The sequence below is a fragment of the Ulvibacterium marinum genome (genome assembly GCF_003626755.1).
GTDB classification, from domain to species: Bacteria; Bacteroidota; Bacteroidia; order Flavobacteriales; family Flavobacteriaceae; genus Ulvibacterium; species Ulvibacterium marinum.
Window position 1 is genome coordinate 1,289,215 of the sequence record NZ_RBCJ01000003.1, and the last position, 22,033, is coordinate 1,311,247.

Here is a 22,033-nt window from a genome sequence, read left to right on the forward strand (position 1 = left end):
AGGGCCTGGGCCGTATCGATCCTGTTCAATGTTCTTTTACCGGTTTTTATAAAGGTTTTCCGGGATTGTCCATTTTTAACTATTCCTCCTTCAAGGCCTCTACCGGATTTTTGTTCGCTGCACAAAAGGCCTGGCTGCCAACGGTCAACAGGGCAATGGACAGGGCGGCCAGGGCGGCCCAAAAAAAGTATCCCGGATGTAAGGGAATCCGATACGCAAAGCCGGAGAGCCAATCGTTGGCCAACAGGTAGGCGATCGGGAATGCGATTAAAATGGATACCAGTACCAGTTTGGCAAAGTCGCCGGAGAGCATAGCCACGACCTGTACTGCACTCTGCCCCAGCACCTTTCGGATGCCTATCTCCTTTCTCCGACGCTCGGTGGTATACACGGCCAACCCGAAAAGTCCGAGACAGGAAATCAATATAGCAAGCCCCGCAAAGTATTTGGACAATACCGCGACCCTGGTCTCAGCGGCATACAATGCTTCGTAATCCTGATCCATAAACCTAAAATCAAATGGGAGCCCCTGGGTATATTCATCGTAAAGGTTCCCGATACGCCGGATCGCTGGTCGTTCCATACCGGGTCTGATCTTTACCAAAATATCGATGCCTATAGGATAGCACTGAATAATGCAGGGCTTTATGGGCTCATATAGGGATTCCAGATGAAAGTCCCTGGCCACGCCTATGATCTGTCGGTCTCGGCCCCAGAGCTGTATGGTCTTGCCTACCGGATCTTGGAGCCCCATGGCCGCAATGGCCTTTTCGTTAAAGATGACCTTTAGGGTGTCTGATGCAAATTCCCTGGAGAACGCACGTCCTTGTGCCATCTCCACCCCCAAAAGTTGCATGAGGTCGTAACTGCCTTCGAGATTTTTGAACTCGATACGTTCCTCGGGATCTTTTCCATCCCATTGGATCGCCCCGGTACCTCCATGGAGGCCGAAGAGATTATGCCAAAAGCTGGAAACAATCACGACTTCGGGCATACTCCGCAATTCGTCCATAAAAGGCCCATAATTCTTTTCCAGGTTTCCCTCCCTTTTAAAGACGATGATGTTCTCCTTATCGTATCCCAGGTTCTTGGACTGGATAAATTCAGTCTGGCCCCGGACGATCAGGACAGATACGATTAATATGATGGAGACGGTGAACTGAAAGACCACCAGTCCTTTGCGCGTCCATAGCTCGCCCGAAGATGTTTTCAAAGTGCCCTTTAAAATGGCCACCGGCCTAAAACCGGAAAGATAGAGTGCGGGATAGCTCCCGGAAACAAGTCCCGTAATCAACGTAATGGCCAGAGCGGGCCAGACAAAGTCCAGTACCGATACAAGTCCCAATTGCTTTCCGGCAGTGGCGTTGAAACTGGGAAGCAGCAAAAAAACGAACAACAGGGCCAGGACAAGTGAAAAAAAGGCGGTCAGAATCGATTCGCCCAAAAACTGGAATATCAATGTTCCGCGGTTTGCCCCAACAGCTTTTTTTATACCGATCTCCTTTATCCTACGGGAGGCACGGGCGATGGAAAGGTTCATAAAATTGATACAGGCAATGAGCAACAGGAACAGGGCCACGCCCGAAAACAGATATACGTAATCTATCCGCCCCCCCGTGAGCTTGCCATTTTCGTAACGGCCATACAGGTGTTTATCGGAATAGTTCCGAAGGAACAATGTGGAGCTGGAACCCTCGTGTTTGGTACCTATAAAACTTGCGATTTTTTTGTTGAACGCCCATGCATCCGTTCCGGGCTTTAACGTAAGATAGGTCCTAGGGGTACTGTTGCCCCAGTTTTCCAAGTTCATTCGCTCCAAATTGATTTGAAAGTACAGTTCATAGGGGAGCAGGACATCAAATTTCTCGGTGGTATTCTGGGGAAGTTTTTCAAACACCCCGGCGATATGATATACCCCGCTGTAGTCCTCATATTCCCATTCAATGGTCTTCCCAAGGATGTTTTCCGTATCCGGGAACAGTTTGCCCGCAAGCTCGTCCGAAATGACGATACCGTACTTATCGGTCAGTACGTTCTCTTTGTTCCCCTTTAACAACTTCCAGGAAAACATGTTGAAATAGTCCTTTCCAACAAATTGCGCATCCGCCTTGTACCGTGAATCGATGTGTGCAATGATGCCCTGACCGGTGTACCAAAATGGGGGAACCACGGCCACAGCATGTTCCACCTCGGGCATTTCTTCCTTTAATGCCCCGGCCAATAATGCCGGGTTCCCTTCCTGGGTTACGATCTCGTCGCCCACGGGATGGTTGCGCAAGACCTGATAGAGCCGATCGTCATTTTCATGGAACCGGTCCATGCCCAGTTCATCGTTGACCCATAGGAAGATCAACAGTACACTGGTCAGGCCCGTTGACAGTCCGATAATGTTGATCAAGAAAGAGCTTTTGTACTTTTTGATGTTTCTAAAGGCCAGTAGAAGGTTGTGTTTCAGCATAGTGTTCCATATTTGGAGTCATGTCATAGCTATGGCAGAGCGTTTGTTTTCGGTGTCGTTGATCGGAACCATTAGTATTCCTTCCCCTTACCTTTAAAGAGTTGGGAATATCCAAAATGTTACATCGGAAAGGGAAATTTAGTATCTGTTCCTTAAATCGAACGTTTCTCGGAACTTCATAAATTTTCTCCATTCCGTTCTTTCAATCGGCGAGTTTATAAGACAAATTGGAAAAGAAGAAGTATTCCCTAAAAATGTTCACTTTATGACACTGTCAATAAACATACGACAGACCTCCCTTGTGAGTTACTAACTACCAGATGGAAACATTTTCAGGGCAAATTGCAGAATGGCGTCACGGCCGTTCAGAATATCATGGGTGAGCTTGATACGCTTGGGAAAAGAACTTGAACGTTCGTTCCCCCTTGATTATCCGTGCCCGATAGTTTTCAACCAGTTTTGAAAATACTTCTACAAGGTTCGATTCCATCGTTGTTTTTTTTGATTCATCACATATCTCCTTGGGGGTATGCAGACCAATATTAAAGGTTCCAATGAAACGTTTGAAAGCGGTGTAATGGACTGGGCGGACTGAGCTATCTTTGATTGAACATTGGCTATAGCGTAATCGAAAACCTACCGCTGGAGATAGATCTCTCCGTACTCTTTGGTAAAATAGAAGAAGATGAAGCTTTTGTGATGGACAACAGCAGCTTTCAACTGATGCAAACCACTAAGTATAGCAGTGTGCGCTTGGGCCTTGGCATACAATACGACCTCACCCATAGGTTCACCATTTGTAGTGCGGTCCGGTTTCCAACAAGTTTGAACGGCAACCTGGAACGCTCCGTGCTCAAAACGTTGGATGGTTGCGAGGTAACGGTAGATAATACGGAAACCGACACGGCGGTAGATTTAAAAATACCTTTTGAGTTGGGTTTTGGTATAAGCGGTACCTTTTTGAACTCCCAGACCTTCAATGCCGACTACAAGAAAAACTACTGATCCGATACAGGACAGCAAGAGTCCATAGGGAAATACGCGCACCAGAATATCTATGCCTTTGGACTGGAGTACGTCAAAAATCCATCCGGCTATAAATATTTCGACAGAATATGATACAGGGCGTGTTTTAATTATGACAATGGCTACTTGGCCCTAAACGACACAAAAATAGACGGATATGCGATTACCGTAGGAATTAGTTTGCTCATGGGCAATAGAAGCAGTTCCATGTTGAACCTATCGTACGGTTACGGCTTCAAAGGTAAGGTCCAGAACATACTAGTCAAAGAAAACTATCACCTGCTCACTCTCAATGTAAGCTTAGAAAATCTCTGGTTCAGAAAATGGAAAATAGATTAGTGATGGTTAATTTTAGCTGTAACAATGGTCGAAAGAACGTTGGTAGCGGTCCTATTAAAATGTTATGGGCTTTTTATTCTCTCCGCCATACATTTTAGATTTGCTCGCAAATAGAGAAAATGATCTAATTCGTTGATAAACTCACATAGCTCATTGATTCCTTCTCTCGAAAGCATTAAAGGCATGTTTCCTTTGCTATTTAAACGATAATTGAATCTTCAAAAATGTATGTGCAATCCCATCAAAAGTATAGTCGGATATATCTCATGTTAGCGGAGAGCTGCTGCGGATGTTATTACTTGAACTGCCCAGATCTGGTCAATGAAGGCCGGTAGGTTTTAATCAATATCCATAAGGAGATGATGGCATTTTGCAGTTTAAAAAAAGTTTGGGCATGGACCAAACAATGGAGCTATGGAATGGGGATAAACGGTATCAAGATCCTTATCTTGCCACATATATGTATCCTCTCAAAGAAAATCTTATAACAAAAACAATAAAGTTGACCGACCGTAACGAGAACAACAGCCTTTTCCAAAAAGGGATTATTTTTTTTGAGCCCTTTATTATTATTGCCTTTTGGGTGCTTTTGTTTGCTTCACCTCTGTTATTCAGTCAATTTCAGGATGGCGTGTTAGATTGGAACCATATCCTTAATATTTGGAAAAGCCATCTGTCACTACTCATAGTGTTTTTGTCACATCGGTTGGTATTAATGCCCTTACTCTTTTTTAAGGGTAAAAGAACCATATACTTTGCCAGTGTTTTAGCGATGCTATCAGTTACAACATTTTTGGTTTACTCCTTCGATGACAGAATGGGACGACCTCAGTTACCACCAAATGAACAGACGAAGAGACCCTTGGAAAATCTCTCCAAGGAAGTTTTAGGGCAAAAACCACCACCTGATGTTCGGCCGAGACGAAACAACCGAAGACCAATTCCATTTTATGCCAATTTTTTGATATTGGCCATCTTATTGATAGGTTTTGACGCTGGCCTCAATATATCAATACGCTGGATGGGTATGGAACAAGAGAAATTCAGGCTTCAAAAAGAAAGTGTCGAAAACCAATTGGCATTTTTAAGAAACCAGGTAAGTCCACATTTTTTTATGAACACGCTCAACAATATACATGCCTTGGTCGACATTGATTCGGAACAAGCCAAACAGTCCATTGTAAAACTTTCCAATTTGATGCGGCATTTGTTGTACGACTCCGAAGAAAGACAAAACCCCATTAAAAAAGAAGTGGAATTTATACTAAGTTATATCGAACTGATGCAGCTTCGATTTACCGATAAGGTAGAAATAGAAACGGACATCCCCAGCAAAATACCGGATAATACCATACCACCCTTGTTGTTCACTTCATTGTTGGAGAATGCTTTTAAGCATGGTATAAGTTACAACAACCCTTCTTTTATAAGAATTGTAATGTCATTTGCTGAAAGTCGGTTGAATTTTTATGTGGAAAACAGTAATCATTCCAAAAATACAAAAGCCCCCTCGGGAATAGGTATTGAAAACACACGAAAACGTTTGGATTTACTTTATAAAAAGGAGTATGACCTGACCATTACAGAACATGGGGATAAATATGCCGTAAATTTAAGTATTCCGATATGATACGAAGTATTGCCATAGACGATGAGCCCTTTGCATTAAAGCAGATGGTAGACTATATTGACAAAACCCCCTTTTTAGAATTGAGTGGACAATTTGAAAGTGCCTTACAGGCGATTTCCTTTTTGCAGAAAAATGAGGTGGATCTAATGTTTGTGGATATAAATATGCCCGACCTTAGCGGAATGGATTTTGTCAAATCGTTGAACAATCCGCCCAAAGTAATCTTTACCACGGCTTATAGTGAATATGCATTGGAAGGATTTCGGGTCAATGCCATCGATTATCTTTTAAAGCCCATTGATTACCCCCTATTTTTAAAAGCCGCCGGGAAAGCTAGGTACAGAATACGGCCCAATGAATCCGAGGGTACTGAGGTGCATGGTGATGGTAAATTTCTGTTCATAAAATCGGAATACAAGATTTTGCGCATCAATTTGTCAGAAATAAAATATATTGAGGGTATGCGTGAATATGTTCGGATTCATTTACAGACAGAGAAGCCCATAATGACCTTGATGAGCATGAAAAAAATGGAAGGATATCTTCCAGAGGAACAATTTATGAGGGTGCACAGGTCATTTATCGTGAGTTTGGACAAAATCACTATAATTGAGCGTAACCGCATCGTTTTCGATGAGAAGGTCTATATACCCGTAAGCGAACAATACAAACCAAAGTTTCAAAAATACCTCGATGACAACTTTTTGGTTTGATACTGATATTCTTTCCTCTCTATAAATCGCAAAGACAACTAGTTTCGGCTATTGACCAAGCCCAAAATCAAGGCTCGCCTACTGTTGCAGGAGTTTATTGGACCAATCGTTCAAAACCTTTGTTGATAAAACTTTCCTCGTTGTAGACAATTACCCTTGTCCCATTGATTTGCTTTTTCTGAAATGTTAGTCTGAGATAATTTCATCTTGAATTAAAAAAATGGAATCAGGATGAATACAAAATCAATTGTACTCGGTCTAACCGCTATCGCGTTAGTTACTGTTTCGTGCAAAGCACAGTCAAATGATCGCCAAAGAAGACAAGGACCGCCATCTGTGGATGAAATATTTGAGCAAATGGACGAGGACGAGGATGGGCTGCTATCAGAAGAAGAAGTCAAAGGGCCTTTGAAAGATAAGTTCACGGATATCGATACCGATGAAGATGGCTTTTTGTCTAAAGAAGAAGTGGAAAAGGCACCAAAACCGAAGCGTCGCGGGCCGCGCTAGGAGAGATAGTTTTTTGGTTGATGATTGGTTGGGTTGTTTAATGGAAAGCTCCATAAGCAATTGTGGGGCTTTTTCCAGATGAAACCGTTCGATAATAAAAAGTAAAATTTCGACAATGATATTGTTCAGAAAGGTCCGAAGAAAATTTTTGGTTCCAGGAAAAAACAAAAAGACCTCGTTATAAGGGGTCTTTATAACGGACTGAGCAAAAGTCAACCAACTGATTTCTGACATTAAAACACTTAAAGATGAATAAGTGTAATTAAATCTTTTTAATCTAAAAATTATAAAAATGAAGTGTTTAAAATTTATGTTTTTTTCTCTTTTAGGGACAATTGCCTTTACGATTTCCTGTAGTAACGATTCAGAAAACACAGAGAATACCGATGACACCGATGGCGGATCTGATGGTGTCAACACACCACTTTCCGCATTTGATGAGTTTAATCTTGATGCGGTAACCATTTCATTTGACGGGGATGAAATTACAATCGATACGAATGGTTTGCCCAACCATACTTCCCCTTATTGGGAAGAGACACATCCTTTATATATCGAACCTGTTGTAGCCGTTGCCCAAACCCCAGGTCGTATCGGCGGTGACCGTAGTCTAACCCTTACCGTTTCCGCAGCGCCTGAAATTGCGGCATCGAGTACGGCGACCGGTCTGGGACCGATAGGTATATCCGTTACCGGTGTGCCCATATTCAATGATACGGAAGGGCCTAACAGGCCGTTGGAAGAAGAAATCGCCGAAACCTTTGATTATGCAGGGGCCCACAACGGTCCTTCAGGGTATCACTATCACGTAGAATCTGCCGATGTTCCCGAAAACACAGTGCTTTCCTTTGATGATGAAAAGTTAGTAGGCATTATGGCCGATGGTTTTTTGTTATATGGAAGAAGGGAAATGGATGGTTCTTATCCAACAGATCTGGACGAATCGGGTGGGCATTATGGAGTGACACAACACAGTAATGGGGAGGAATTTTATCACTACCATATTGTCAATGAATTTTATTTAGGGAACATTATCGCTCTTTTTGCCGTTGACTTGCAGGGTACTCCCAATAGCATTTTATAGCAAAGCTTTGGTTTAGAGTTGGTAAAGAAACCATCACTCGAACTTTCTTCTGATTCGAAGTAGTTTCTTTTTAAGATCAACTACCAGTAAAAATTGATAACATGAAAACCCAATTTGGATCGCTTTTCATTGTATACCTACTTATAATGGGTTGTTCGCAACGAAAACACAACCCAGTTCAAGGCAATACTACCGTAAATGCACTTGAAGTGCCGGAAACCATAGTTTTAAAATCGGCATTACAATACAGGCACAACATATCGCTATGGACGTTGAACAATCGACCCTTTTCCGGTTTTGCCGTCAGCTATTATCCAGATGGTACCCTGAAGGAAAAGTTTGGAATATTGCAAGGTAGAAAACAGAACGAAGCTCTTCAGTGGTACCCTGACGGACATTTGAAAATTGTCACAAACTATTATAAAGGGAAATTACACGGAGATAAAAAGATATGGTGTGCAGATTCGGAACATGTACTCATTGCCCATTTTAATTACGTTGAGGGAAAGGCCCATGGGGAACAGAAAAAATGGTATACAAGTGGTGAACTCTATAAAAAATTGCACTTAAACCAGGGGAAAGAAGAAGGCCTTCAACAGGCATTTAGAAAAAACGGCGTTTTGTATGCCAATTACGAAGCTAGGAAAGGTAGAATTTTTGGGATGAAAAAAGCCGCACTTTGTTATGGACTCGAAGATGAAAAGGTTAAACAGAAGGAGCGATAGTCCACTGTTTCTGTATAAGGGTTTAGGGTTCATTAGACGTCAAATGGGACACTAACGACGAATGTAAAACTTGGAAAGTCCATGCAACAAATACTACATATTTCTTTTGGTAACTTTGCTTTTTCGCATCCTCTCGGTATGTGGTCAAGAAGACCGAATCGTTCCCTTGCCCATCAAATCAGAAAGGGATACTATAATCGCCCCCTTGCTACTTGATAGTTTAGGAGCCCATCGTGTTATGGCCGATTCTACGCGTAACGATTCCATTGTCAACAAACCGTCGATTCTGGGTGAAACCCTAGAATATAAGGCAAAGGATTATGTGAAGCTCAGCCAAAGAGACCGCAAGATATACCTCTACAATGAAGCGGAACTTTATTATCAAAATATTGAATTGAAGGCCGGAATCATTGTCATGGACTATGTTAAAAATGAAGTATATGCAGAGGGTATCAAAGACTCCTTGGGGAATTACGAACAACTCCCGTTTTTTAAACAAGGAGAGAACGAGGTCATTCCCGATTCGATACGATTCAATTTTGATACACGGAAGACTTTGATATACAACGCACGTACGGAGCAGCAGGCCGGTCTGGGGCAGTTGGGCAGCGATGTGATGCGGGTGAACGCCCAGATTGTCAAAAAGGAAAACGATTCGGTCTATTTTTTGAGCGAGGCCAAATTGACCACTTCCAAAGATACCATTGACCCTGATTATTTCATTCGGGTAAGAAAGGCAAAGCTTATTCCGGATAAAAAGGTGGTCGCTGGGTTAAGTAATCTTTATATCGCGGATGTTCCGACCCCCATAGCTGTGCCCTTTGCATATTTCCCATTATCCACAGAGCCGACTGCTGGCTTGTTGATGCCCACTTTTGGCAATGATCCCGATAGCGGCTACTTTCTGCAGAATCTGGGATACTATTTACCCATTGATGATTATACCGACTTGACGTTGATCAGTGATCTGTATACAAATGGCAGTTACGGTCTGCAAATTCAGTCGGTTTATGCAAAACGTTATCGCTATAGCGGTAATATCAATTTCAGGTACGAAAATTTGGTGACCAGCCAAAGAGGTTTCAGCGATTATGCAAGAAGCACAATCTATAATTTACAGGTATCGCACTCACAGGATGCAAAGGCCAACCCGAATTCGCTGTTTTCGGCCTCGGTCAATTTAGGAAGTAGTACGTACTATCAAAGTTCCTTATTGCAGCAGAATTTACCGAATGTCCTGAACAACACATTGAGTTCTTCGGTCTCCTATTCCAAGACCTTTCCAGAATATCCATCCGTAAATATGAGTTTGACGGCGACACATAGCCAAAATACCAATACGGAATTGATTAGCATTACACTTCCCACATTTCAGGCCAGCGTAGAACGTATCTTTCCATTTGCAAAAGAGGATGGTGTCAAAAAGGGAATCATCCAAAACATGAATATTCAATACAATTTCAATGCCCAGAACAAGCTGTCCACCAACGATGATGACTTTTTGACCAGCAGGATGTTCGACAGTGCCCAAGTGGGTGCCAAGCACAGTATCCCCCTTAGTACCAATTTTAAGGTTGCCAAGTTTTTCAGTGTTACCGTTGGAGGCAACTACGAAGATGTTTGGTCCCTGGAAACCTATAGGCAGCGATTCGATAGCGATGAAAATACGGTGGTGACCGATACCCTAAGCGGTTTCTCCCGTTACAACACATACAACTTGAGTGCCAGTATCGGCACAACGCTTTATGGAACTTTCAATTTTGGGGAAAACAAAAAAATACAGGCCATTAGGCATATTATAACACCTTCGTTAAGCTATGGCTACGCACCCTCTTTTGAACAGTTTTATGACGAATACATCGATGGCGATGGAGAGCTTGTTCAGTACAGTAAATTCGAGGGCACCCTTAACGGGGCCCCGAGTTTGGGACAATCGAATAGTTTGAGCCTATCCCTGGCCAATACCCTTGAGGCCAAGGTAAAGAGCAAAGACTCTATCAACGCCGAACCAAAGAAAGTGCCCATTTTAAGTAATTTCAATATCTCGACGGACTATAGTTTCGAGGCAGATTCCTTAAAATTTAGTCCGTTGAGCATCAATGGTGGCACCAGTATCGTGGACAATAAAATGTCGATCAACTTCTCTGCCGGCCTTGACCCTTATGCCATAGATAATAACGGCACGCGCATCAACACCTTCAATATCGACAACGGGGGCAGCCTATTTCGGCTGACCAATGCCAATGTGAATGTTGGTTATTCGATCAGCAATGAAACCTTTGGAAAAAAAAGTGGGGAAAAACAGGATGAAGGAGCAGAAAAGGATGGCTATGTCGCACAAAGCGGTGGAAGAACAGATGATCTGTTCGGAAAGGCCAATGATTTTAATGGCTTGCGAAATAGCAACCAAGAAAAGGGCAAAGGTGAAAAAGTTACTGAAAATCCTGTCTATGGAACCAAAGTACCTTGGGACTTTCAACTGGCTTACTCTGCCACGTATTCTAACACTGTGCGACAAAATGAATTCAGTAGCCATTCGCTGATGTTTTCGGGAGATGTATCGTTGACTCCTATGTGGAAGGTCGGAGTGTCATCTGGTTATGATTTTAAAAATAAGGGTTTCACCCTCACCCAACTTCGTTTTGAACGGGATTTGAAAAGTTTTGACCTTCGCTTTAATTGGACGCCCTTTGGAACTTACGAACGTTGGTATTTTTTTATCGGTATAAAAAGCTCCATCCTTAGTGATCTAAAATGGGAGAACAGAAGCGAATGAATCGTTTTTGTTCTTTACTTAATTGAATACAATCAATACGATACCGATCAAGGTGAATATGAGTGTTCGTTTCAGGAAAAGAAAAGTGTCCATAAAATAGAGGCAGTTCAATTAGAAAATGATTTCATAAGGGACTAGCGGCATCCAAAAATGGACCAGTGTTCGGTAAAGGATTTGATCTTGGTACTGCCCCAGCGATAAAAAGTAAGGCATGCCAATCAATAGGAACCGCGTCAGGACGTGAAGTAGCGGGACTACACGTTTTTTCTTTTCAATTGCATCAACTTTTTTACTCATACCGCAAGGCCGTTATCGGATCCAAAGCCGACGCTTTTCTTGCGGGATACCATCCAAAGAAAATACCCGTTATGGCACAGACAGCAAAGGATATGGCAATCGAATAGCTGGTCACACTTGTTGGCCACCTCAAGATTTCCTCGATAACGTAAGTTGCGCTTAGCCCTAAAATTACGCCAATTATTCCTCCTGTTATACTTATAAGGATGGCTTCGATCAAGAATTGGGTCAATATATCCAATCCTTTGGCACCTATGGCCAAACGCAACCCTATTTCCCGAGTGCGTTCCTTTACCGAGACATACATAATGTTCATAATTCCGATACCCCCGATCAACAGGGAAATGCTGGCAATGGCAACCAGCAAAATGGTCATCATGTCACTCGTTGAGCTAAAAGTAGAAATAAGCTCGTCCATCGAGCGCACCTCAAAATCTTCAGTAGCGTTTGCGCTAAGCTGATGTGCATCACGCATAATTTCGGTAACATTAGCTACGGCCGCCTCGGCTTCTTCTTCGCTTACGGCCGATGCGACTATGGAATGTAGGTAATCTATGGCCAAGATTCTTTTTTGGACAGTTGTATATGGTGCCAATACCACGTCGTCTTGATCTTGCCCGAACGTATTCTCGCCCTTTTCTGCCAAAACCCCGATGACCTTAAAAGGTATATTATTAAAACGGATCATCTGTCCAACGGGATCTTCACCATTGGTAAACAGGTTTTCTACTACGGTTTGCCCGATCACCGCCACCTTTGATGCCGCCTTGACCTCGGCATCGGTAAACATACTGCCATCGGTTACCTCCCAGACTCTTATGGAAAGAAAATCAGGATCAACCCCGTAAATACTGGAGGGCCAGTTTTCGGAACCGCTGATAACCTGCCCGCTGCCGTTGACCTGGGGCGAAATATAGCTCAGTAAGCTGGTTTTTCCTTCCAGTTGCCCAAAATCGTCCATGGTCAACGACTGCATGTCGTTTCGGTTCAACCGAACACCACCCTGTCTTTCAGCATAGGGCCGAATGGTAATCATATTAGATCCCATACTTGAAATCTGGGCACGGATACTCTCCTTGGAACCCTCGCCAATGGCTAACATCGCTATGACCGAAGCTACTCCGATGATTACACCTAGCATGGTAAGCAAGGCCCTGACCTTATTGAGGGATATGGCCTTCAATGCAATCTTGAGTAGATTTAAGATTCTCATATCAGTCTTCTACGGGCATCGCCAGTAGCATGTCGGCAGCCTGGTTTACCTTATTATTGTTTTCGTCCCTAAGGATTTTGCCATCCTTTAGTACGATCGTTCGCTTACTGAAACCGGCGATATCGGGTTCATGGGTTACAAAAACGATAGTCTTTCGTTGGGCGTTCAATTCCTGAAAAAGAGACATAATTTCGTACGACGTACGCGTATCCAAATTTCCGGTGGCCTCATCGGCCAATATGACCACTGGGTCGTTGACCAACGAACGGGCTATCGCGACACGCTGTTGTTGCCCCCCCGACAATTCCGAAGGGGTATGTTGAATCCTATCGGCAAGTCCCACTCTTTCCAAGGCTTCCAAAGCCCTTTTCTTTCGTTCTTGGGTGCTTACTTGACTATTATAGAGTAAGGGCAGTTCCACATTTTCCAAAGCGGTCGTCCTTGGCAACAGATTGTAGGATTGAAAGATAAAGCCGATTTTTTCATTCCGTATTGTCGCGAGCTCATTTTTGTTGAAGGAACTGACCGCCACCCCGTTGATGGCATAACTACCAGAGGTAGGTTGGTCCAAACATCCGACAATGTGCAATAACGTACTCTTGCCGGAACCACTTGAGCCCATAATGGTCACAAACTCCCCTTCTTCGATATCGAAAGAAACACCCTTAAGGGCATGCACGGTCTCGTTGCCCATTACAAAGTTGCGTTTCAAGTCTTCTATGTGAATGATATTGTTCTTCATCGTAAATAGATCTATCTCGGCCTACCCCCTCCTGGTGGTCGTGAGGGCATAAACGGACTTTCGCCTTCTTCTTCGGTTTGGGAAACTTTTTCACCTTCAGAGGCCTTGATCTGATAGGCCAAGCGATCACCTTCCTTGAGTCCGCTCATCACCTGCACGTTTACGCCATCACTGGTGCCCAATTCCACTTCAACAGGTCTTATCTTACCATTATCGTCCATCCATAACAAGGTGCTCTTCTTATCGTTGTTCGCTTGACTTCGGTCAGGCCGAGGTGGAGGGTTTTCGTCCGTATCCTCGGCATTGTAGGCCATCAAGAGTTGCCGGTTCGGTTTAAAATTTACAGCTTTGGCTTCAACGGTCAATACATCCTTTAGTTCTACGGTGTAGATGGCTATGGTTGCGGTCAGTCCTGGTTTGAGTTTCAGGTCAGGATTGTCAGCCTTGACCACTACCGTATAGGTAACCACGTTCGATGTCGTGGTAGGGTTCAAACGTACTTGGGTAACTTCCCCGTCAAATTCTTCCCCTTGATAGGCATCTACGGTAAAGGAAACTCGTTGCCCCTCTTTTACCTGCCCGATATCCGCCTCGTCGACATCGGCCTCGACCTGCATCTGCCTGAGGTCTTTCGCTATTGTAAAAAGGGTCGGGGTACTCAGGCTGGCGGCGACGGTCTGGCCCTCGTCAACATCTCTTGAGAGTACGACCCCATCAATGGGGGAATAGATGTTCGCATAGCTCAGATTGGTCTTTGCCTTTTGCAAATCCGAAAGACGTTCGGCCGCGGTATTCTTGGCATTGTTGAGTTCGTAGACCGCATCGTCATAATCGGATTTGCTGATGACTTGATTGTCGTAAAGGGTCTTTTGACGGTTATAGATATTCTGCTTGTAGTCCCTGTAATTGATGGCATTGTTATAGGCCGCTTGTTGTTGTGCCAGGGTAGCCCTTAGATTGGTCTTGTCCAATTCGGCGATCAATTGCCCCGCAGTGACTACGCCATTGTAATCGACATAGATTTTTTCGACCACGCCAGAAACCTGTGTACCCACATCGACCTGTTCTACAGGCTGAATCGTACCTGTAGCCGTTACCATAGTCGTCACATCGCCTTTGTTTGCCATAACAAATTCAGCGGTCAACTGCTCCTTTGCCCCTGTTGACATCAGAAAGTAGCCAAGAGCAACGGCGACAAGTAAGGCCCCGATCCCTATTCCTATTTTGGTTTTCTTGCTCTGCATGGCTTATATTTTGATTTCGTTTCCTTGATAAAATTGCAGCAACTGTGTGTACAACAGGCTTAAATATTTCGCCTGTAGGTAGTTTTGCTCGGTATTGGTATAGGTGTTTTGGCTGATGACAAGATCCGTAGTACTCAAGGCACCCAGTTCATATTGTTTTTGTGCCAGGCGGTACGATTCAATTGCCGCATTTCTGGCGACATCGGCGGCCTGCATCTGGGCTTGAGTCGCGGTGGCGTTTTGCCAGGCCGTTTCTATTTTCAGGTACAGATCTTTCTCTTCTTGTGCGAGGGCCAATTCAGCGATTTCGATATCTATTTTGGCGTTTTCGACTTCCGCTTTCGTTCTGTTTCTATTGAAAATTGGAACGCTCAATGAGAGTCCCGCCCTTTGGTTGAAGTTCAAATCCAATTGATCGGTAAAAGTAAATTCCCGTGTAGAGGTGTAGCCACTACCAATACTTCCTATTAGGGAAAGGGTGGGCAGATATCCCCCTTTGGCTATATCGAGCTCTTTTTCTGCTACCGATACATTGACTTTACTTGCATTTATTTCAGGGAGCTGTTCCAAGGCTTTCTTGTATAGGTCATCCAAGTTCGGGATAAGTTTTAGGTCGATACCTTCGGAATCGTCAATTTCCAAGGGATGTTCGGGGGGCAATTCCAAAAGTTGTTTTAAGGTCAATAGCTGTTGGGCGTAATCGTTCTTTGCCGTTATCAGGGTGTATTTGTTCGTGGCAGTTTGCGATTGTGCATCGGTATAATCCTTGATCGCAATGGAACCCGCTTCAAAACGGGCCTTGGCCTGAAGCTCCTCTTTGTGTGAAGTAATTAGGTTGTTCTGGGCAATTACAATGTTCTCTTTACTGAACAGCAGTTGAATAAAGCTTTCGGTAATACGCAATGTGATATCGTTCTTGGCCTCTTTTTCATAAAACCCGAATTGATCGACCAAAAGTTTGCGCTGCTCAATCTGGTTGTTGATCTGGTTTCCCTGAAAAAGGGTAATCTGGGTATTGAGTCCCAAGCTAGTGGCATTGATTTGTTGCGATACAAAGTCGCTCGTAATAGGGTCGATGGAGTTACCATTCGTGAAATTTTGGGATCCGCTAGCAGTCAAGTTGGGCAATCTTGATGACTTTTCGGCCATGTAGTCGACTTCGCTACTTTTTTTTTCCAGCTCGGCCTGTTTGATTGTAATATTGTTTTCCAGGGCATAGGAAATGCACTCCTCCAACGTCCAAACTTTTTGGGTGGAAACGGCGGGCTCCTGTCCACGAATGAAACCCGCTAGAAAAGCGAATGCCAAAACGATACCTTTTTTCATGGTCACAATCCTTTCTAAGGAAATCAAGATCAAATATCAGTCGGACATCGGCTGTGGCAAAACGAAATAAACGACCAAGGAAATTGACTCTACCAATCCGCTATTTTTATCAATGGTTTTTTTTGCATATATTAAAACGAGAAGGATAGGATTAAGAGGATTTTGATGATGGTGAAGGGAAATTTTAACTACTGGGAAATCCAAGTTAATTTCGAATATAGCAATTGCAATTGACAGGGCAAGTCTAGTTCTGTTGCAAAAGCCTCAATCCTTACAAAAAATACCCTTGATTTCAAGCGGTACGATAAAACCAACTTTTTTTGAGACTGTTCCTTAATGGAATCAAGGGCAAATAATTCCACCTTTATTTAGACTTATAGCATTAAATGAAATTTAATTTCGTTTAATTCAAGATGTGTCATTGTCATGACAATCTTGCTTTTTCTCCCGAAGGTCGCAAAAAGATAGAACATTTATTTGACCAAGAACAGAGCGAACGAAACGAAGTGGAGTGCTGCAAGTCCCAAATCCTTACCTAACTAATCTGCTTGCGAGGTATTAAAGTACTTTTTTCAATAAACTTTTTCAATGTTTATAGGGTCTGAGATGTGTTTTTCAATAAAATTTCACAAAAACACTTCTTCAGTTCTTTCCTCTAGGTCACAAGAGTTTGAATAAATGACTATCAGATTTTTTATAATTTAACTATTGTTTTGTAGCAAAAAAATTTAACAAATACAGGCTGTTCAAGAGTTTTTGTATCAAAAAAAGTTAAGTATTAAAAAAGCGATATAGTTAAAAAGTCTAAGTTTTATTGATGTTCGGGGCCAAAATCAAACCTCGTAACGTCGCTTTAGCGCGTTACCGTCTTGCTATTCAATCTTATTCGTTTCACTCCTAAGTTGTGAATACCCTAAAAAAGACATCAATTAAGCAAAAAAGCAGATTGAGCCCTATTGGATTTTTGATTTACGCTTACCTATCGGGACGCTACAAAAACCCAACAGGAACCATGCGCAAAAGTTAGGGGTAAGAATTGGGACTTATTTTAATCTCAACTCAACTTATATTTATCTTTAATGGTATCCATATCCTGTTTTAATTTTTGATCAATGACCTTTGCATAAATCTGTGTGGTCTTTAACGATTGATGCCCCAACATTTTACTGACCGATTCGATAGGAATTCCATTAGCAAGCGTTACCGTAGTCGCAAAGGTATGTCTGGCCAAGTGGAAGGTCAGATGTTTTTCTATGTCACAGCGTTCGGCAATCTCTTTTAAATAAGCATTTGTCCTTTGATTACTAATCACTGGTAGTAACAAGCCGTTTTGCAAAGTAATAGGATGGTCGGCATACTTTTTTATGATTTCTTCTGCAGCAGGGAGTAGGGGAATGGTACTTCGCGAATCTGTTTTAGAACGATTTATTTTTATCCATCGAGTTCCATTCATTTTCAAAACGATATGGTCTTGAGATAATTTTTGGACATCCGTATATGCCAATCCAGTAAAACAACAGAAAACAAAAATATCCCGAACCTGTTCAAGCCTCTTCATTTTAAACTCCTTTTTCATCATAGTGCACAGTTCCAATTCGGTCAATACCTCTCGTTCTACTTTTTTCCATTTGGCTTTCCAATGAAAGAAAGGGTCTTTGTTAACCCAGTTATTGGCAAAAGCAATTCGCATAATCTTTTTAAAGTTGACCACATATTTGGTTTTGGTATTTTGATTGCCAATCTTTTTTGTCACCAAATAGTGATGAAATCGATTGATGAATTTTAAATCGATTTCTTTTACAAAATAATCGTCTCGTTTGTATTCCTGTTTGACAAAGTCTTGAAGATGGTTTCTGGTTCTTATATGTCTTCTGTAGGCACCATACGAATAATCTAAACCTATAAGTTCTTCGATTTGTGAATTATGTTCATCATAAATGGTTAGTAAGGTCTTATAGCTTTCTTCTTTATTTAGAAGTTTGTTTTTAATCAATTCTGAAGTAAAGGGTTTCTTTTTCTTTACAAGTTTCGAATGGATAGCATATGCCTTAGACTCTAGTTCATCGATATAGTGATTTAGAACTTTTGCCATTTGACTGGTACCTCTCATTCTGCCTTTTATAGAATTCCAGTTTTCTGGTTTCACTTTTCGCTTAATACTGAACTCTGCTCGCTTCATATTCACTGTTATTCTGAGGAATAAAGAAGCTTTTCCTTTTTGATCTAATCTGCTATTTCTGATATAGCATAAAACTGAGAACGAATTTGTTTCCATAATACTACTTTTTTCTATTATCTAAAATGTTAAAATTTATTTGTAAATAATTGACAATCAATTACTTTAACAGGCTCTCGGTGCGCACTTTGCGAAATCCATAAGTGCGCACCGATGTGCGCACCGCGATAATTGCTTTTATTTGATATCAAATGAGATTAGAAAAAATAAAAAAGTCTGTAAATCAACGATTTACAGACTTTTTGAATAATTATGAAGGTCTTAAAGTGACCTGGCTGGGGCTCGAACCCAGGACCCTCTCCTTAAAAGGGAGATGCTCTACCAACTGAGCTACCAGGTCATAATTTGTAGGTTTGGCGGGCCTGCCCGCCGAAGCAATACCAACGGTATTGCGTAAGAGGGTGCAAATATAAGATCATTAATTTATTTAACAAGTCGATTTTAGGAGAAATTTACCTTTTCTTTGCCTTCAAAAGCAAATAGAACATTTTTTAAAATAAACATTCCGGTTGAAAATAGTTTTAATAGGTTATATGGGAAGTGGCAAGTCCACCATCGGTAAAATATTGGCAGACGAATTGGGATTGGACTTTTTGGATTTGGATGCGTATATAGAATATTCCGAAGGTTCTACCATTCCACGATTATTTGAAGAAAAGGGAGAAATCCATTTCCGTAAAAAAGAAAATGAACATCTTGATCGGCTACTAAAGGAAAAGCACAATTTTGTACTTTCAACTGGAGGGGGTACCCCGTGTTATGGGAACAATATGGAAATTATACGGAAAGCAACAAAAAACGTATTCTACCTCAAGGTGTCCGTTGGGGAGCTGGTAAAAAGATTGTCCACCCAAAAATCGGAGCGACCTCTAATCAAGAATATTCCGGATTCCAATTTGCCCGAATTTATCGGCAAACATTTATTTGAAAGAGGATTTTTCTACGAACGGGCATGGCATAGTATACTTTGCGACGAGAAGGAAGCAGAAGAGATTGACAAGGAAATCCGTTCTTTTCTAATCTAAATAAACCCGGTCATTCTGCTGTTCGAATTTTACATGAACATGCTCTTGTAAGGATGTTGAAAGTGAAATACCCTTATAATCGGCCTTTACAGGATATTTTTTATGGTTTCGGTTCACCAGGACCGCCGTTTTCAATTGTTTTAGCGGAGTCTTGAGAAAATGCTGTACCCCATAGATCAAAGTGGTACCGGAGTTCAATACATCATCCACCAGAACAACGGATTTTTGTAAGTATTCCTTTTCCGGGATGGAAGTGATAACTCCGCTTTTTAAGGGATTACTTTTATCCATCTGTACCTTGCATAAAAGAATCTTGGCAGTAGTTATCTTTTTGAGGACCATCTGTATTTTTTTTGCAAAATCAAGCCCACCACCCTCTATGCCGGCAACAATGATTTCTTGCTCATCTACATTGGCTTCATAGATTTGGTAGGCGATTCGCCGTATTTTATGTTGTATTTGGAGATGGGATAAGATGTTATTTTGCATAGAACAATAGCTTGTGTTTCAAATATAAAAAAACTGCCGGTACATTAAGTCTTAATTATCGCTTTCATCATCTTCAAGGAAAGGGGAGGGGGTATCCAAATAATCTTCGATTTCCCTGCGATCTTTTTTTGTAGGTCGGCCCGTTCCTTTCTTTCGATAATAGTCCTTGGAATACTTCAATAATTCGTTGGTTTCAAAAGCCTCTTTTGGCGTAATGTCCTTTCTATAGATATCCACTAATTTCGCCCCTACCCTGGAAGGGGGGATTTCCAGGATTTGTAATTGATAATCGATTTGGTTTTTCCGGACTATAATATCATCTGTCGGATATACTTCTTTAGAAGGTTTTGCGCTATGCCCATTAACCTTTACCTGGCCCTTTTTACAGGCATTGGACGCCAAGTTCCGTGTTTTGAAATAACGGGTACTCCAAAGGAACTTGTCAATGCGCATATACCTTCAAAATTGTTTGTTAACGATTCCTGCAAAAATACGGGAAAATTGTATCTTGCCCCACTTAAAGATTGCCTAATGAAAAGAATTCAACTTGCAGTACCGTTGTTGGTGCTGATTCTCTTGGGGTCATGTAAGAACGACGACAATGGACCGGAAGCGGAAATAGTGCCCCCTAGACTGTTGAGCGAAGTTGCCACTGAGGATGAAGAAGAATTGCAGGAATTTCTTAAGTCCCATTTTTACAACTACGAAGATTTTGAGGAACCAATCGATCCTGGCTTTGATATGCTTGTTCGAATCGATACGATTGCAGGGGACAATGCCGATAAAAGACCACTTTGGGAAGACGTTCAAACGGAAAGCATAGTTGTAGAATCGGCGGATTATGGATTAGATGATGAGGAAGAAATTCAACACAATCTATATTATGTGGTTGTTAGGGAAGGTGTGGGCGGAAGCCCTACGTTTGCGGATAATACAGTGCTTCGATATGAAGGTTCCCTATTAAGTGGTGATGCCTTTGATGCTTCCAACAGCCCTGTAAATCAATACCTTTCCGGGAACCTCATTCCAGGGTATGCCATTGGTGTGGAAAAACTCAATGCGGGGGAAGGTCCTTTTGATAATGGCGATGGGACCGTCAGTTTTGAGGATTATGGTATCGGCATACTCTTTATACCCTCCGGTCTAGGATATTTTGACAGGCCGCCGTCTGGTTCAGGTATTCCTCAATATGCGCCACTGATATTTAAAATCGATGTTTTGTCCTTTGAGCCGGATACCGATTTTGATGGTGATGGTATTCCTTCTATTTTGGAAGATGTAGATGGAGATGGAGATTTGAATAACGATAATACGGACGCAGATACAGAACCTTTTGGCGTATTCTTAGCTAACCATAATGACACGGATGATGATGGCGATGGTATACCCACGCGTGATGAAATCGATATTGATGACGAGGGGAATGTTACCTTTCGAGATACGGATGGCGATGGGATATGGGACCATTTGGACAATGACGAATAAATCTTCAAGTTTTTGAAAAAAGGGATTAAAAAAGGCCCGCTAGTTCAAACTAGCGGGCCTTTTTTATAAAGCTATTATTACAATTTCAAGGAGAGACTTACAATAAGCTGGTCGGGACGGGTATCTATCCTACTTGGCCCCACCGATGTGATATTGGTATTAATAAATTCAGCCTCATTGTTACTGAACCCTCTTTCGTATCTTACATCAACCCCCAATTTACCCAGATTTACCCCAGCACCGATATTGACGCCTACGGTAAAATCGTTTTCCACATCATCGATATCGATACCGTCAAATTCCGTATTAAGGATATACTGGAAAGACGGTCCTGCAAAAACATGTAAGGGACCAATAACTTTAGCACCAAGGAGTACAGGGGCATCTAGCTTACTCATATTAAAATCACCCCCGTCATAGTCAGACTTCGTCTTAGTATACACCAATTCTGGCCTTAAATAAAGTCTGCTGATTTCCAACTTGCCGAACAACCCAATATGGAAGCCTACATTTCTATCGGGATCTCGGGCTGCATCCCCGACCGATTCGAAATAATCGCCATTGGCATTGTAGTTTAATCCGGCTTTTATACCGTACCCCGAATCTTTTTGAGCAAATGCAACAGTACCTAAAAAAAGGCACGCTGCGCAAATAAGTAGATGTTTCATAGTGTTCGTTTTTTAATACCTAAGTGGTATCAAAAACGATACCACTG

At 42.2% G+C, this 22,033-nt stretch carries 19 protein-coding genes and 1 tRNA gene; 9 read left to right on the forward strand and 11 right to left on the reverse strand.

Translation table 11 applies throughout. The features are described from left to right. Window positions 1–79: 79 nt before the first annotated feature. Both D7Z94_RS18835 and D7Z94_RS25680 read right to left on the reverse strand, forming a co-directional pair. Window positions 80–2,458: an ABC transporter permease gene (locus D7Z94_RS18835; protein ID WP_120713089.1), complete on the reverse strand. Its 2,379-nt coding sequence runs from the start codon at window positions 2,456–2,458 to the stop codon at window positions 80–82. Then, window positions 2,427–2,651, reverse strand: coding sequence for a hypothetical protein (locus D7Z94_RS25680; RefSeq protein ID WP_158594687.1), 225 nt, complete (start codon window positions 2,649–2,651; stop codon window positions 2,427–2,429). Before D7Z94_RS25680 ends, D7Z94_RS18835 begins: the two co-directional genes overlap by 32 nt. A gap of 413 nt (window positions 2,652–3,064) precedes the next feature. Between D7Z94_RS25680 and D7Z94_RS18840 the strand changes: the two genes are divergently transcribed. The 7 genes from D7Z94_RS18840 to D7Z94_RS18870 all read left to right on the forward strand — a co-directional run bounded on the left by D7Z94_RS18840 (window position 3,065) and on the right by D7Z94_RS18870 (window position 11,261). After that, the gene (locus D7Z94_RS18840; protein ID WP_120713090.1) at window positions 3,065–3,463 is read left to right on the forward strand and encodes a hypothetical protein; all 399 of its coding nucleotides are present in this window, start codon (window positions 3,065–3,067) and stop codon (window positions 3,461–3,463) included. A gap of 754 nt (window positions 3,464–4,217) precedes the next feature. Continuing rightward, window positions 4,218–5,453, forward strand: a complete 1,236-nt coding sequence (locus D7Z94_RS18845) for a sensor histidine kinase (protein ID WP_120713091.1) — start codon at window positions 4,218–4,220, stop codon at window positions 5,451–5,453. Further along, window positions 5,450–6,166: a LytR/AlgR family response regulator transcription factor gene (locus D7Z94_RS18850; RefSeq protein WP_120713092.1), complete on the forward strand. Its 717-nt coding sequence runs from the start codon at window positions 5,450–5,452 to the stop codon at window positions 6,164–6,166. Before D7Z94_RS18845 ends, D7Z94_RS18850 begins: the two co-directional genes overlap by 4 nt. A gap of 231 nt (window positions 6,167–6,397) precedes the next feature. After that, entirely contained in the window at window positions 6,398–6,676 is a 279-nt protein-coding gene (locus D7Z94_RS18855) for an EF-hand domain-containing protein (RefSeq protein ID WP_120713093.1), read from the forward strand. 292 nt (window positions 6,677–6,968) lie between these two features. Continuing rightward, entirely contained in the window at window positions 6,969–7,760 is a 792-nt protein-coding gene (locus tag D7Z94_RS18860) for a YHYH protein (RefSeq protein WP_120713094.1), read from the forward strand. Window positions 7,761–7,861: 101 nt separating this feature from the next. Next, on the forward strand, window positions 7,862–8,485 hold the full coding sequence (locus D7Z94_RS18865; protein ID WP_120713095.1) for a toxin-antitoxin system YwqK family antitoxin: 624 nt from the start codon (window positions 7,862–7,864) through the stop codon (window positions 8,483–8,485). A gap of 70 nt (window positions 8,486–8,555) precedes the next feature. Beyond that, a complete protein-coding gene (locus tag D7Z94_RS18870) occupies window positions 8,556–11,261 on the forward strand; it encodes a putative LPS assembly protein LptD (protein ID WP_245967247.1) in 2,706 nt (901 codons plus the stop codon). Window positions 11,262–11,550: 289 nt separating this feature from the next. On the opposite strand, the gene D7Z94_RS18880 is transcribed toward D7Z94_RS18870, so the two are convergent. The 6 genes from D7Z94_RS18880 to D7Z94_RS18905 form a co-directional block, all read right to left on the reverse strand. Next, on the reverse strand, window positions 11,551–12,771 hold the full coding sequence (locus tag D7Z94_RS18880) for an ABC transporter permease (RefSeq protein WP_120713097.1): 1,221 nt from the start codon (window positions 12,769–12,771) through the stop codon (window positions 11,551–11,553). Window position 12,772: 1 nt separating this feature from the next. Then, a complete protein-coding gene (locus D7Z94_RS18885) occupies window positions 12,773–13,513 on the reverse strand; it encodes an ABC transporter ATP-binding protein (RefSeq protein WP_120713098.1) in 741 nt (246 codons plus the stop codon). An 11-nt stretch (window positions 13,514–13,524) separates the two neighbouring features. Then, window positions 13,525–14,757: an efflux RND transporter periplasmic adaptor subunit gene (locus tag D7Z94_RS18890; RefSeq protein ID WP_120713099.1), complete on the reverse strand. Its 1,233-nt coding sequence runs from the start codon at window positions 14,755–14,757 to the stop codon at window positions 13,525–13,527. Window positions 14,758–14,760: 3 nt separating this feature from the next. Then, window positions 14,761–16,083 carry a TolC family protein gene (locus D7Z94_RS18895; protein WP_120713100.1) on the reverse strand — a complete coding sequence of 441 codons (1,323 nt, stop codon included), beginning with the start codon at window positions 16,081–16,083 and terminating at the stop codon, window positions 14,761–14,763. A gap of 1,054 nt (window positions 16,084–17,137) precedes the next feature. Continuing rightward, on the reverse strand, window positions 17,138–18,358 hold the full coding sequence (locus D7Z94_RS18900) for a site-specific integrase (RefSeq protein WP_120713101.1): 1,221 nt from the start codon (window positions 18,356–18,358) through the stop codon (window positions 17,138–17,140). Window positions 18,359–18,586: 228 nt separating this feature from the next. Beyond that, window positions 18,587–18,659: transfer RNA gene (locus D7Z94_RS18905), tRNA-Lys, on the reverse strand. A 169-nt stretch (window positions 18,660–18,828) separates the two neighbouring features. Between D7Z94_RS18905 and D7Z94_RS18910 the strand changes: the two genes are divergently transcribed. Next, window positions 18,829–19,344, forward strand: a complete 516-nt coding sequence (locus D7Z94_RS18910) for a shikimate kinase (protein WP_120713102.1) — start codon at window positions 18,829–18,831, stop codon at window positions 19,342–19,344. Here the strand turns inward: D7Z94_RS18910 and D7Z94_RS18915 are convergent. Together D7Z94_RS18915 and D7Z94_RS18920 are read right to left on the reverse strand one after the other, a co-directional pair. Then, the gene (locus D7Z94_RS18915; RefSeq protein WP_120713103.1) at window positions 19,336–19,833 is read right to left on the reverse strand and encodes a phosphoribosyltransferase family protein; all 498 of its coding nucleotides are present in this window, start codon (window positions 19,831–19,833) and stop codon (window positions 19,336–19,338) included. The genes D7Z94_RS18910 and D7Z94_RS18915 overlap by 9 nt on opposite strands. A 51-nt stretch (window positions 19,834–19,884) precedes the next feature. Then, on the reverse strand, window positions 19,885–20,286 hold the full coding sequence (locus D7Z94_RS18920) for an RNA-binding S4 domain-containing protein (RefSeq protein ID WP_120713104.1): 402 nt from the start codon (window positions 20,284–20,286) through the stop codon (window positions 19,885–19,887). Between the two features lie 78 nt (window positions 20,287–20,364). Here D7Z94_RS18920 and D7Z94_RS18925 point away from each other — a divergent pair, with 78 nt between their 5' ends. Further along, window positions 20,365–21,318: an FKBP-type peptidyl-prolyl cis-trans isomerase gene (locus tag D7Z94_RS18925; protein WP_147415934.1), complete on the forward strand. Its 954-nt coding sequence runs from the start codon at window positions 20,365–20,367 to the stop codon at window positions 21,316–21,318. 77 nt (window positions 21,319–21,395) lie between these two features. Here the strand turns inward: D7Z94_RS18925 and D7Z94_RS18930 are convergent, their stop codons facing one another. Beyond that, complete coding sequence (locus tag D7Z94_RS18930; RefSeq protein WP_120713106.1) at window positions 21,396–21,986, reverse strand: porin family protein; 591 nt, start codon at window positions 21,984–21,986, stop codon at window positions 21,396–21,398. Window positions 21,987–22,033 lie beyond the last annotated feature (47 nt).